11 protein-coding genes are annotated in these 12,592 nt (G+C 70.5%); 6 read left to right on the forward strand and 5 right to left on the reverse strand.

Going from position 1 to position 12,592, the window contains the following annotated elements:
- Nucleotides 1–72: 72 nt before the first annotated feature.
- The 4 genes from ETD85_RS00490 (at nt 73) to ETD85_RS00505 (ending at nt 4,333) form a co-directional block, all read left to right on the forward strand.
- Entirely contained in the window at nt 73–819 is a 747-nt protein-coding gene (locus tag ETD85_RS00490; RefSeq protein ID WP_138687545.1) for a DeoR/GlpR family DNA-binding transcription regulator, read from the forward strand.
- A gap of 125 nt (nt 820–944) precedes the next feature.
- Nucleotides 945–1,136 (forward strand): hypothetical protein, encoded by a 192-nt coding sequence (locus ETD85_RS00495; protein WP_138687546.1) that lies wholly within the window; start codon nt 945–947, stop codon nt 1,134–1,136.
- A gap of 99 nt (nt 1,137–1,235) precedes the next feature.
- Nucleotides 1,236–3,251: a class I SAM-dependent methyltransferase gene (locus ETD85_RS66640; protein ID WP_276617146.1), complete on the forward strand. Its 2,016-nt coding sequence runs from the start codon at nt 1,236–1,238 to the stop codon at nt 3,249–3,251.
- A gap of 101 nt (nt 3,252–3,352) precedes the next feature.
- The gene (locus tag ETD85_RS00505; protein ID WP_138687547.1) at nt 3,353–4,333 is read left to right on the forward strand and encodes an SPFH domain-containing protein; all 981 of its coding nucleotides are present in this window, start codon (nt 3,353–3,355) and stop codon (nt 4,331–4,333) included.
- A gap of 61 nt (nt 4,334–4,394) precedes the next feature.
- Here ETD85_RS00505 and ETD85_RS00510 read toward each other — a convergent pair whose 3' ends face one another.
- Nucleotides 4,395–5,366, reverse strand: a complete 972-nt coding sequence (locus ETD85_RS00510; protein WP_138687548.1) for a helix-turn-helix transcriptional regulator — start codon at nt 5,364–5,366, stop codon at nt 4,395–4,397.
- Between the two features lie 92 nt (nt 5,367–5,458).
- Between ETD85_RS00510 and ETD85_RS00515 the strand changes: the two genes are divergently transcribed.
- A complete protein-coding gene (locus ETD85_RS00515) occupies nt 5,459–6,442 on the forward strand; it encodes an MDR family NADP-dependent oxidoreductase (protein ID WP_138687549.1) in 984 nt (327 codons plus the stop codon).
- A complete protein-coding gene (locus ETD85_RS00520) occupies nt 6,439–7,551 on the forward strand; it encodes a winged helix DNA-binding domain-containing protein (RefSeq protein WP_138687550.1) in 1,113 nt (370 codons plus the stop codon). Before ETD85_RS00515 ends, ETD85_RS00520 begins: the two co-directional genes overlap by 4 nt.
- Nucleotides 7,552–7,613: 62 nt before the next feature.
- Here ETD85_RS00520 and ETD85_RS00525 read toward each other — a convergent pair whose 3' ends face one another.
- From ETD85_RS00525 to ETD85_RS00540, 4 genes are all read right to left on the reverse strand, one after another.
- Nucleotides 7,614–9,605, reverse strand: coding sequence for a protein kinase domain-containing protein (locus tag ETD85_RS00525; protein ID WP_138687551.1), 1,992 nt, complete (start codon nt 9,603–9,605; stop codon nt 7,614–7,616).
- A 351-nt stretch (nt 9,606–9,956) separates the two neighbouring features.
- Nucleotides 9,957–10,697, reverse strand: a complete 741-nt coding sequence (locus tag ETD85_RS00530) for an amino acid ABC transporter ATP-binding protein (protein WP_138687574.1) — start codon at nt 10,695–10,697, stop codon at nt 9,957–9,959.
- Nucleotides 10,698–10,726: 29 nt separating this feature from the next.
- On the reverse strand, nt 10,727–11,635 hold the full coding sequence (locus tag ETD85_RS00535; protein WP_138687552.1) for an amino acid ABC transporter permease: 909 nt from the start codon (nt 11,633–11,635) through the stop codon (nt 10,727–10,729).
- Between the two features lies 1 nt (nt 11,636).
- The gene (locus ETD85_RS00540) at nt 11,637–12,590 is read right to left on the reverse strand and encodes an ABC transporter substrate-binding protein (protein ID WP_138687553.1); all 954 of its coding nucleotides are present in this window, start codon (nt 12,588–12,590) and stop codon (nt 11,637–11,639) included.
- Nucleotides 12,591–12,592 lie beyond the last annotated feature (2 nt).

Genomic DNA, 12,592 nt, shown 5'->3' on the forward strand with positions numbered 1-12,592 from the left:
CGTGTAGAGTCTGCACGAAATCGCGCATCACGTGGACTGGCGTATGCTCGCGAACCGAGGAAGGGGGGGCGGATGGGACGTCGGGAGCGCATTGTCGAGCTCCTTGAGGAGCACGGGTTCCAGAGTGTTGCCTCGCTGGCCCGGCAGTTCGGTGTCGATCCCTCCACGATCCGGCGAGATCTCGAACATCTGGCCACCACCGGTACGATCACCCGCACCCATGGTGGCGCCGTTCCCGCAAGCGTTCCCCCACCGAGCCAGGGCGCGGTGCCGCAACAGCAGCACGAGAAACGGGCGATCGGCCAGGCCATGGCCGAGCGGGTGCTGGAGAACCAGACGATTCTCATCGATGGCGGCACGACGTGCCTGGAGGTGGCACGTCACCTGACTCGTTCGCGCCTCACGGTGGTGACCCACGACCTGCTCATCGCTCTCGAGATCGCCCGGAAGCCTCAGTACAACCTGGTGTTCATCGGCGGCGAGCTCCTGCCGACGACCACGTCCATGTGGGGCCCCACGTCTTTACAGCAGCTCGAGAACATGCGGGTCAACGTCGCCGTGTTCGGCGGCGAGGCGGTGCTCGAAGACGGGATCTACGCCAGCTCCAGCTACGCCACCGAGGTCAAGCGCAAAATGTGCTCGATCGCGACCGAAGCGTTCTTCGTCGCCGACAGCACGAAGTTCGGGCGCGAGGCGCTGTTCAAAGTCTTCGGGTTCGAACGCTTCACCGCCGGCATCACAGACACCATGCTGGACCCCATCCGGGCCGCTCACTGGGAGATCCCGCTGATCAGGGTCACCCCCTCCGCCCCTGAGTAGGTCCCGTTGAGCTCGGTCACGGCGCGGGCGGCCGACGCCTGCCTTTCGAGCAAGCTTTCGGCGTCGAAGAGGACGCCGGGCGGGGAGAGGTTGCCGCCCCGGTGTGGCCCGCGGGCAGCGCTCCGGTGATCGAGCGGGGCAGGCATGGCGTCGGCTCGATCCTCGAAGGCGACAAGGTGTACGGCGACGCGTACGCCCCCCGGGCCACAGGATCCTTCGCCCACCTGGATCTGCCGGTCGGCTGCGCGCCGTCGAATAGTGCGTTCGTCTTCGTCAGCCTGGATCAGGCGCCCGATGGTGGAAGCCCTGCCAAATGACGGCGAACGACCGATGCGCCGCGCGGCTGCGCCAGGATGGCCGAGGACCCCTTCCGCGCGTGACACCTGCGTGATCTGCCTGCCCTAATGTGGGCGGGCGTGCTGACCAGGCGGATGGTGTTACGCATCCTGCTGACGAAAAACTTGTCGTGCCTCATGCCCGAGTGGCTGAAGACGGTCATCGGGACAGCGGCGATCTGCGGCGTGGGGGCCGCTCTGCTGTGGGTCACCTCGGGCCTGGACACCCTGCCCACGCTGTTCCTGCTGGCCCTGCTCGGGGTCGCTCTGTGCGCGTTCCTGGCGAGCCACTGGTTCCGGCGATTCGGCTGGCGATGTCCGCCGCTTCCGCTGGACGACCATCCACGGCTCAGAGCCGTGATCGAGGAGGCCGCGCGGCTGGCCGGGACCGAGCCCCTGCCCTTCGCGCGCCTGACGGCGCAGACGTCGGTGTCGGCGGTACGCGGGCGAGGCGGCCGGGTCGAGCTGCTGCTCGGCCCGCACATCCTCATGGGGCTCGGGGAGCATGACCTCCGGGTGCTCATCACCCGTGAGCTGCTGAAGGTCAGGCTGTGGGCCTGGCACGAGCAGTGGGGCGTGCACCTGCTCCGGCACCATCCCGACTGGGACTGGCTCCGCTCCGCCGTCGTGCCGGTGCGCCACAAGCTCATGACCGAGCTGCGGTCCCTGGTGGGACGGGTCGCCGTGGTCGACGCCCACCGCGTCGAATTGCTCCTGGCGGGCGCCTTCGACTGGCATGTGGCCAGATACATGGCAGCGTTCGCCCACAAGGGAGGCGCCGGCGACCTCTTCGAGAGCTTCTCCTGGAAGATCTGCCACGACGGCCTGCCGATCCGCGTCCGGCCACGGGTCATCGCTCTCGCCGCAAAGAGCGCTGACGTCGATCTCGCGATGATCGACGACCGGAACTGGGACCCTGGAGAGCCCGTCACCGACGAGGTGCGGCTCGTTGCCGTGCCCGGAGGTGTCGTGAGCAGCGTGGGGCGACGACTCGAGCACAGGCTCAGCCGCGTGGTCGCCAACGAGCTGTTCCGGCGGGTCGGAGTCCCGCTGTTCGGCAGGTCCTACCGGTTGCGTGATCTGTCGGCCGCGGACTGGCGCAGGCCGCTCGAGATCCAGCGCGAGGCCGTGATCGACGCCGCGACCAGGCTGCTCGGCAGGCCCGCCACCGGCCTGGACGTCGTCGAGCTGGTGACCGCGGGCCGGGCGGGCGAGCTGGAGTGGTGGCACCGGGAAATGGCCTGCCCCCACCCGACGCCCGGCGTGTGCGCGCTGCTCCCGCTGTTCGACGTCGCCCTGCGTCGCAGGGGCTACACGCACGAGCGCGTGTTCGCTCAGCGTGTGCTCACCGGCCCGCTCGGTGACCGGGTCGACCTGGTGGAACTGGCCGGGAAAGCGGAACGGGGCGAGCCTCACGGGCTGCTGCTGGAAGGGCCGGTGGACGGGAAGGATCCGGACGAGGACGCCATCCGGCTGGCCGGGGAGTCGCTGGCGGCGGGCGACCCGACCGGCTGGTTCGAGCGGCTCTACGCCGAGTCGGCGACCGGTGGGGCCATCGTGCCCTGGGATTCCCGATCCCCGCACTCGCTGCTGGTCGAGTGGACCTCGCAGCAGGTGTCCCCCGGGCGCGGGCGGGCGCTGGTGGTGGGGGCCGGGCTGGGCGACGACGCCGAATTCGTGGCCGGGCTCGGCTACGAGACGGTCGCGTTCGACGTGAGCGAGTCGGCCGTGCGGCTGGCCCGGGAGCGGTTCCGCTTCAGCGGCGTGCACTACCGGGTCGCCGACCTGCTTGGCCCGCCCGCCGAGTGGCGGCACGCGTTCGACCTGGTCGTCGAGATCATGACCGTGCAGGCGCTGCCCGAGGGGCTGCACGAGCGGGCCACCGCCGCGATCGCGAAGTTCGTCAGGCCGGGCGGCACCCTGCTGGTGATCGCGGCGGGGCGCGCGGAGGGCGGGCCGGTGTTCGCGCCGGCGTGGCCGCTGACCCCCTCGGAGATCGCGGCCTTCGCGGTGGGCGGGCTGAAGGTGGGGAGGGTCGAGGACCTGCGCGATGGCGGGCGCCACCGCTGGCGGGCCACTTTCCACCGCCCGATCTGACCTTCCGCAGCCCATCGGCACGCGCGCTGACCAGGACTTGACGATTTCCTTGCCGACGCTGGCCGGTCCTCGGATCTAGCCTTGAAGGGAGGGGAAGAGCCATGGTTATCGCTGTCGTGCTTGGATTGATCATCCTGATCGCGGTCTGCCTGGCGGTCGGTGGCATCAGGATCGTGGGTCAGATCGAGCGTGGTGTGGTCTTCCGCTTCGGCCGGGCCCAGCGGGAGGTACGCCAGCCAGGACTCACCTTGCTCATCCCGGTCGTGGACCGGATGAAGAAGGTGAACGTACAGATCGTCACGATGCCGGTGCCCACGCAGGAGTGCATCACCCGCGACAATGTCTCCGTCGAGGTCGACGCCGTCGCCTACTTCCGGGTCGAAGATCCACTGCGGGCGGCCATCGCGGTACAGAACTACCTGTTCGCGATCGAGCAGGTGGCGCAGACTTCACTGCGCTCGATCATCGGCAAGAGCGATCTGGACGACCTGCTCTCCAATCGCGAGGAGCTGAACAGGGGCCTGGCACTGATGATCGACAGCCCTGCGCTCGGCTGGGGCGTGCACATCGATCGCGTGGAGATCAAGGACGTCCATCTTCCCGAGGGCATGAAGCGATCCATTGCCCGCCAGGCCGAGGCCGAGCGGGAGCGCAGGGCCCGGGTGATCACCGCGGACGGGGAGTTCCAGGCCGCGCGGAAGCTCTCCGATGCCTCGGCCATCATGACCGAGACCCCCGGCGCGCTTCAGTTGCGCCTGCTGCAGACCGTGGTGGAGGTGGCGGCCGAGAAGACCTCCACGCTCGTCATGCCGCTGCCCGTGGAGCTGCTGCGCTTCTTCGAGCGCTCCGCGAGGAGTGCCCCGGCCGCGGAGGCCGCCGCCCAGAATACCGACGGGCCCTCGGAGCGGCGTGGCGCGGAGCAGCCGGCCGTGACGGACTCCCCCACGCCCGAGCTGGCCCCGCCAGGGCCGTCCCTCGAACATTTCGCCGCGGGACTGGCGCGACTTGCCCGGCAGCAGGCTGACGCCCCCGAGACCCAGGCCGCCGACCCGCTCCAGCCCCTGAGAGACCGGCGAACCTGACGACGCGACGCGGGACGAGCGTCCGCCTCGACCGGAGACCGCGTCGTCGTCGCGATCCGGGCTACGGCAGGGGCGGTCTCTCGGGCGCGCTGGTGGCCCGGAGGAAGCGGGCGCCCCACTCCTGGACATGCGCGGCGAACTCCGGAGGCCCCAGCACCTCGAACTCGGCGCCTACGTTGCCCAGTGCCTGGGTCGGCCAGTCGAGTGAGGTCGAGGTCATGGTGAGGCGGCAGGTGTCGTGGTCGAGCGGTTCGATGGTGCCCCACTGACCGACCGCCTGCCGTACCCGGGTCGCGGGGGCGTGCACGAGCGCCTCGACCTTGTACGGGGCCGGGGTGTCGCTCGCTGCCTGGACGAACGCCGCGGCGTCCTCGGCCGGGAGCGGACGCGGCCGGAAGCGCGTGCCGGTCGCGGCCGGCTCCGTCAGCCTGTCGAGGCGGAAGCTGCGCCAGTCGTGCCGGGTCAGGTCGTAGGCAACCAGATACCAGTGCCCGCCGAGTGCGACCACGCGGTGCGGCTCGACCTCGCGCTCCGTGCGCGCGGAGCCTCTGGCGGTGTAGCCGAAGCGCAGCCGCTCCTGATCCCGGCAGGCCTGGGCGACCGTGGTGAGCACGCCCGCCGCGACGACCGGCCCGGACGCGGCGACGGAGAGGGTCATCTCCCGTAGGGCGTCCACCCTGGCCCGCAGCCGGGGCGGCAGCACCCGCACCACCTTGGTCAGGGCGCGCAACGACGCCTCCTGCATCCCCGCGATCCCGCTCTGTGCCGCGTCGCCGATGCCCACCGCGAGGGCCACGGCCTCCTCCTCGTCCAGCAGCAGCGGTGGCAGGACGGCACCGGGCGCGAGCTGGTAGCCGCCGTCGGTGCCCCGGGCCGCGCTGACCGGGTAGCCGAGCTCGCGCAGCCGGTCCACGTCGCGGCGCAGGGTCCGCTCGGAGACCCCGAGCCGGTCGGCCAACTCCATGCCGGGCCAGTGACGGTGGGTCTGCAGCAGCGAGAGCAGTTTGAGGGTCCGTGAGCTGGTGTTGGCCATACCGCCATCCTCGCGCGGCTTCCGGTCAAGAAGTGACCGGAAGCCTCTCTAGTGTCGATCGGGACGGCACCACCGACGTAAGGACCAAGAAAATGATCACGCGTGAGATCCGGCTGGCGGCGCAGATCGCGGGCGTACCGGCACTCGACCACTTCGCCGTCGCCACGACCGAGGTGGACGGCCAGGTACTGGTGCGGACCGACCAGATTGGGCTGGCCGCGACCTACCTGGAGTTGATGCGCGCGGACTGCACCATCCCGGTACCGGCCTGGCAGCCGGGCCAGCGGGTGGGCGTGGCCGCCATCGGCACCGTCGTCCGGTCCGACAGCCCCGAGCTCGCGGTCGGCGACCTGGTCCAGTCGATGACCGGCTGGAGCGAGTACTCGGCGGGCCCGGCCGCCCAGTACATCAAGCTTGACCCCATCACCGATCCCGGTCACTACCTCGGGCAGGGGCCGACCGCCTTCTACGGGATGGCCGACGTGGCGGGCGTCGGCGAGGGCGACGTGGTGTTCGTCTCCGGCGCGGCAGGCGGGGTCGGCTCGCTGGCCGGGCAGATCGCCAAGTGCCTGGGCGCGGCGCGGGTGATCGGCAGCGCCGGCAGCCCGGCCAAGGTCGACTATCTGGTGAACGAGCTCGGCTACGATGCCGCGTTCGACTATCACGACGGCTCGGCGGTGGACCGGCTCCGAGAGCTCGCGCCCGAGGGCATTTCGGTGTTCTTCGACGTCGTGGGCGGCGAGCAGTATCAGGCCGCGCTGCGGACGGCCAGGCCCGGCGCCCGCTTCGCGCTGTGCGGCTCCCTGTCCAGCCAGCTCGGCGACGCGGCGGAGCGCTTCCCCAAGCCCGATCACGCCGCGGCCCAGGCCAGGGGCATCCGGCTGCTGCCGTTCTCCTGCCACCACACCCCCGACCAGATCGCCGCCTGGCGGGAACACTTCGGCACCTGGCTGGACGAGGGCCGCTTCGTCTACCCGCAGACGGTCATCAAGGGCGGGATCGAAGACGTGCCGCAGGCGTTCCTGTCCCTGCTCCAGGGGTCCTACCGGGGCAATGTCTCGGTGCGGCTGTCGTGACGCCCCTCTCGGCCAGGGCACTGAACCGGGCCCTGCTGGGCCGCCAGTTCCTGCTGGCCCGCACCGATCACACCCCGCTGGAGGTGATCGAGCGCCTCGTCGCGCTGCAGGCGCAAGAGCCCAACTGGCCCTACGTCGGGCTGTGGAGCAGGATCTGCGGCTTCACCCACGCCCAGCTCACCACACTGCTGCAGGATCGGAAGGTGGTCCGCTCCGGCCTGCTCCGCAGCACCCAGCACCTCACCGCGGCCGACGACTTCCGCCGGCTGCGGCCGCTGCTGCAGCCCGTGCTCGACCGCACCGCCCGCTCGGCCTACTTCGCTCGCAACAGCGCGGGCCTGGACACCGCCTCGCTGGTCGCCACCGGGCTTGAGCTGCTGGCGGGCGGAACGACCCCGCGAAAGGAGCTGGCCCGACGGCTGGCCGAACGCCACCCAGGCCGCGACGGGCGGATCCTTGCCGGGGAGGTCGAGCTCAGAACCCCCCTCATCCACAGCCCGGCCACCGGCACATGGGGCTCCTGGGGCACCCGGTCGGCCGTCTCCGTCACGCCCGCCGGGACCTGGCTCGGCCTGCCCATGGTCCCGGCGACCGCCAAGGACCTGATCCGCCGCTATCTGGCAGCGTTCGGCCCAGCCGGGACCATGGACGTACAGGCCTGGTCCGGGCTGACCCGGCTCGGCGAGATCGTCTCCGGCATGCGCGCCGAGCTGCGCCACTACCGGGGCCCCGATGGGCGGGAGCTGATCGACCTGGCCGACGCGGAGCTGCCCGATCCCGACATGCCCGCCCCCGTACGGCTGCTGCCCGCCTTCGACAACGCCCTGCTCGGCCACGCCGACCGGACCCGCATCATCAGCGACGAGGACCGAAAGCGCGTGATGCCCGGCCAGGCACAGGTACGGCCCACCTTCCTCGTGGACGGCCACGTACGCGGAAGCTGGTCCCTCGAAGGCGACACCGTGCGCCTCACTCCGTTCCGCCCGCTGTCCGCGACCGATCGGGCGGCGTTGGAGCAGGAGACTGAGCGCCTGCTGCCGTTCGTTGGAGGCAAGGATGTGTTCTACAGCCCCTGGCATCGACCGCTGGATCCAAGCCTGGCCAGGTAAGCACGGGTCAACAGAGCACAGGCGGGAGGATCGGCACAGGTTGCGACGCGATCGGCATCACTTCACAGTTGCCACAACCGCACTGTGTCGTCCCTGCCGCCGGTGGCCAGGAGCTTGCCGTCGGGGCTGAACGCCACCGACAAGACCCAGTCGGTGTGTCCGGTGAGGGGCGGGCCGACGGGGGTGCGAGTGACCACGTCCCACAACCGCACGGTCTCGTCACTGCTGCCGGTGGCCAGGAGCTTGCCGTCCGGGCTGAACACCACAGAATCGACGCCCTCGGTGTGGCCGGTGAGGGGGCGGCCTATGGGGGTGCGGGTGGCCACGTCCCACAACCGCACAGTGTGGTCACTGCTGCCGGTGGCCAGGATCTTCCCGTTCGGGCTGAACGCCACTGCGGCGATCCAGCTGTTGTGGCCGGCGAGGGGGCGGCCGACAGGGGCGCGGGTGACCACGTCCCACAACCGCACGGCGTCGTCATCGTCGGCGGCCAGGAGCTTGCCGTCCGGGCTGAACGCCACGGCGGAGACGGAGCCCGTCAGGTTGTTGCGGCCGGCGAGAGGACGGCCGTGGGGGGTGCGAGTGGCCACGTCCCACAACCGCACGGCGTCGTCATCGTCGGCGGCCAGGAGCTTGCCGTCCGGGCTGAACGCCACCACGGAGACGGAGGCCACCGAGTCGCGGTCGTCGGCGAGGACGATGAGGGGGCGGCCGATCGAGGTGTTGGTGGCCACGTCCCACAGCCGCACGGTGTCGTCATAGCTGCCGGTGGCCAGGGTCTTGCCGTCCGGGCTGAACGCCACCGCGTGGACGCCGTCCGTGTGGCCGGTGAGGGGCGGGCCGAGGAGTGCGCGGGTGGCCACGTCCCACAACCGCACGGTCTTGTCTCCGCTGCCGATGGCCAGGAGCTTGCCGTCCGGGCTGAACGCCACCGCGTGGGCGATGCCCTCGTGGCCGGTGAGCCGCCGGCCGAGGAGGGTGGCGGGGTCTTCCCGGGTGAAGGTGTAGTAGGCGGCCGGCAGGGCGGCGGCCAGGCCTGCGATGCCCAGCCCGGTGAGCAGGCGGCGGCGGGACAGGACCCGGTACGGCGCGCCCGCGACGTGATCTCGCGTTGCGGATGCGGCCGCGGGCCGATCCCCGAGACCGGGAGAGCCGGGCGCGTGGAGGGCCGACACGGAGGGGGCCAGTTCGGTGGGCGCCGGTCCGGTGGGTGCCCGTTCGGTGGGGGCGGACAAGCCGGTTTCGATGGCCTGTCGCATCGCCGCGGCATCCCGGTAACGCTGCTGGGGGTCTTTGGCCAGCGCGGTCGCCAGCACCTGATCCCAGAAGGGGGCCAGGGCCGGGATCAGTTGTGAGGGCGGCCGCGGGGTCTTGCGCAGGTGCCCGAAGAGCACGACGGCGGGCGAGTCCCCGGTGAAGGGCGGCCGACCGGTGAGCATCTCGTACAGCACGCATCCGGTGGAGTACAGATCCGAGCGGGCGTCGGCGGGCTTGCCGTCGGCCTGTTCGGGCGACATGTAGGACGGGGTACCGATCCGCGTTCCGGTGGCGGTCAACCGGGTGGCCGTCTCCGACATGAGCTTGGCGATCCCGAAGTCCATCACCTTCACCCGCACCCGGCCGCCTACGCGGTGGACCATGATGTTGGCGGGCTTGATGTCACGGTGCACCACCTCCCGCCCGTGGCTGTGCTCCAACGCCTCCAGGACCGCCGCCACGATCCGCCCGGCCTCGTCCGGGGTCGGCGGCGCCTGGCGCAGCAGATCGGCCAGCGTCCCGCCCTCCACCAGCTCCATCACCAGATACGGAACCGGCTCCCCCTCACCGGGGTCCTCACCGAGGTCGTAGACGACCGCGATGTCGGGATGCGACAGGCCCGCCGCCGCCCGCGCCTCCCGCCGGAACCGGGCCCGGAAGTCCTCATCGCGCAGCATCTGCGCGGGCAGCACCTTGATCGCCACGATCCGCTCCAGCTCCCGGTCACGCGCCCGGTACACCACCCCCATGCCGCCCCGCCCCAGCAGCTCGAGCAGCTCATACCGCCCAGACAGCACCCTCACCACCGCGCCCCGTTCCCTCCGGCCTCCACGTGATCAACACCAAACTACGGACAAGACCACCTTCTTGCCGGACGAACCGAACGAGCCGGTCTGCGCGTGGGACCCGGCATACGGCAGCGGACACCGTGCCCGTGCTCCAGCCGTAACTGTGGGTGAGCTTCTCGGCCGGCAGACCAGCTCCGACCACCAGACTCGATCACATCTTGGCTGTGGGCCGGTGCAACAACCCCACGCCCGTTGCCTGCCCTGTCGAGCCCAGGTGCCCGTGAGACGTCAGGATGACCACCCGCGTCGGCGTGCCGAGCCCCGGCGGGCGGCCCGGCCGGCCGGGCCGCCCGTGGCCGGTCAGGCGCCGGGGCCGCGCACGCTGGACAGGAACGCCTTGGTCCGCTCGTGGGCGGGGTTGGCCAGGAGTTCGGCGGGGCGGCCCTGCTCGACGACCACGCCGTCGGCGAAGAAGGTCAGCCGATCGCCGACCTCGCGCGCGAAGGCGATCTCGTGGGTCACCACGACCATGGTCATCCCGTCGGCGGCCAGGCCCCGCATGACCTCCAGCACCTCGTCGACCAGCTCGGGGTCGAGCGCCGAGGTGGGCTCGTCGAAGAGCATCAGGGCCGGGTTCATCGCCAGCGCCCTGGCGATGGCCACCCGCTGCTGCTGTCCGCCGGAGAGCTGGTGCGGCCGCTTGTGCGCGTGGTCGGCCAGGCCGACCCGGTCCAGCAGCTCCATCGCCAGCGCGTTCGCCTTTTCCGCCCGGGTGCCCAGGACGTGGACGGGGCCGCAGGCGACGTTGTCCATCGCGCTGTGGTGAGCGAAGAGGTTGAAGCGCTGGAACACCATGCCGATGTTCTTGCGGAAGGCCGCGTACTCCTTGGGCGACCAGGGGTGATACCGGCCGTCCCGCAGCGAGTGGCCCACCTCCTCGCCCAGCACCCGCAGGCTGCCGCCGAGCACCGGCTCCAGCCCGTTGACGCAGCGCAGGAACGTCGACTTGCCCGACCCCGAGGGGCCGATGACGCAGCTCACCTCACCGGCCGCGACCTCGAAGTCCACGCCGTTGAGCACCTGGACGTCCCCGAAGCCCATCCGCACGCCCGTGGCGTGCACGACCGGGCTCACGCGGGAACCTTGGGCAGGATCTTGGCGGCCGCCCCACCGCGGCGGACCAGCCGGACGGCGTCGGACCCGAAACGGCGCTCCAGTCTGCCCTGCAGGAACGTGGCCACCGTGGTCAGGAGCAGGTACCAGAGGCTCGCCACGATGAGCAGCTCCATGATCATGTTGTTGGACTTGTAGATCTGGCTCGCGTTGGTCATCAGGTCGTGCCCGGCGACGACGTAGACGAGCGAGGTGGTCTTGAGCATGGAGATGAACTCGTTGCCCGTCGGCGGGATGATGATGCGCAGCGCCTGAGGCAGCACGATCACCCGCATGCGCTTGGCCGGGGTCATGCCCAGCGCGTAGGCCGCCTCGGTCTGCCCCTGATCGACGGCCTGGATGCCGGCGCGTACGGTCTCGGCGAAATAGGCGGCCAGGTTCAGCCCGAGGCCCAGCATGGCGGCGGTGAAGCCGGTCATCAACGCGTTGGTGTCCCACATCAGGCCGATCGAGGTGAACGGGATCTTGATCACCAGAGCCGGGAACAGGAACGCCAGGTTGTACCAGAAGATGAGCTGGACCAGCACCGGAGTGCCGCGGAAGAACCAGATGTAGAGCGTCGCCAGCCACGTCAGCACCGGGTTGTGCGCCAGCCGCATCACCGCGATCAGCACGCCGAGCACCAGTCCGAGGACCGTGGCCAGCACCGACAGCTCGATGGTGACCCAGACGCCGGCCAGGATCCGCTCATTGAACACGTAGGTCGTGACCGCGCCCCAGTCCAGGCGCGGGTTGACGACGATGAGGAACAGCAGCCAGCCGAAGATCGCCAGCGCGGCCACGGCGGAGAGCGTACGGCCCCAATGATGGGTGCGGGCGACGGGGACCAGTGCCCCCGACGGGCCGGCGATCGGTTCGGTGCGCACGCTACTTCCCGCCGTTGACCACGGCCGACTGGACCGCGAGCTTGTCCAGGTTCCAGGCCGCGAGGAGCTTGCCGTACTCACCGCTCTTGATCAGGGAGTCGAGCGCGCCCTTGACCGAGTCGATGAGCGCGGTGTTGTCAGGCTTCATGCCGATCCCCCACGGGCTCTCGGTGCCTTCGAGCGCGATGGCCTCGACCTCGACCTTGGGGTCGGCGGCCTTGTAGGCGGCCACGACGTAGTCGGTGACGGTGGCCTGGGCGCGGCCGTTGATGACCTGGAGCATCGCCTCGGTGTCGCCGGGGAACTTCAGGATGTTCAGCGCCTGCTTTCCACCGGACGCGCACTCGGCGTCGTACTTCTCGGCGAGCTCCAGCGACGAGCCGTTGTCCACGACGGAGACGGTCTTGCCGCACAGGTCGGCGGGGCCCGCGATGCCGGCCGCGTTGCCCTTCTTGACCAGCATGCCGGAGCCCGCCTTCACGTAGTCGACGAAAGTGATCTTCGCCTGGCGCTCGGCGTTGTCGGTCATGGAAGAGATCACGAAGTCGTAGCGGCCGGTGAGCACGCCGGGGATCTGGGAGTTGAACTCCTCGTCGGTGAGCGTGTACTTCACGCCGAGCTTCCTGGCGATGGCCCTGGCCAGCGCGGGATCGAACCCGATCGCCGTCTTGCCGTCACTGGCCCACAGCTCCATGGGCGGGTAGCCGATCGAGGAGACGACCTTCAGGCCGCCGGACTTCACGCTCGCGGGCACCTTGGCCGCGAGCTCCTTGTCCGGGGTGATGGCGTTGATGACGCCGGCCGCCTTCTCCTCGGCGGGGGCCTCGTCGAGGACGACCTCGGCGGCAGGCTGCTCGGCATCGTTCCCGGCGGCGTCGAGTGACTGGGCGCCGCAGGCGGTGGTGGCGGCCAGCAGGGCGCCGGTGATGAGGAGGGCAGGGGTACGGGTGTTCAAGG

This window comes from Nonomuraea zeae (assembly GCF_005889725.1).
Taxonomy (GTDB): Bacteria; Actinomycetota; Actinomycetes; order Streptosporangiales; family Streptosporangiaceae; genus Nonomuraea; species Nonomuraea zeae.

What these genes read in the sequence shown, in the direction of transcription:
- ETD85_RS00490 (WP_138687545.1), top strand. Translation starts at nt 73, where the DNA reads ATGGGACGTCGGGAGCGCATTGTCGAGCTCCTTGAGGAGCACGGGTTC.
- ETD85_RS00505 (WP_138687547.1), top strand. Translation starts at nt 3,353, where the DNA reads ATGGTTATCGCTGTCGTGCTTGGATTGATCATCCTGATCGCGGTCTGC.
- ETD85_RS00510 (WP_138687548.1), bottom strand. Translation starts at nt 5,366, where the DNA reads ATGGCCAACACCAGCTCACGGACCCTCAAACTGCTCTCGCTGCTGCAG.
- ETD85_RS00515 (WP_138687549.1), top strand. Translation starts at nt 5,459, where the DNA reads ATGATCACGCGTGAGATCCGGCTGGCGGCGCAGATCGCGGGCGTACCG.
- ETD85_RS00530 (WP_138687574.1), bottom strand. Translation starts at nt 10,697, where the DNA reads ATGGGCTTCGGGGACGTCCAGGTGCTCAACGGCGTGGACTTCGAGGTC.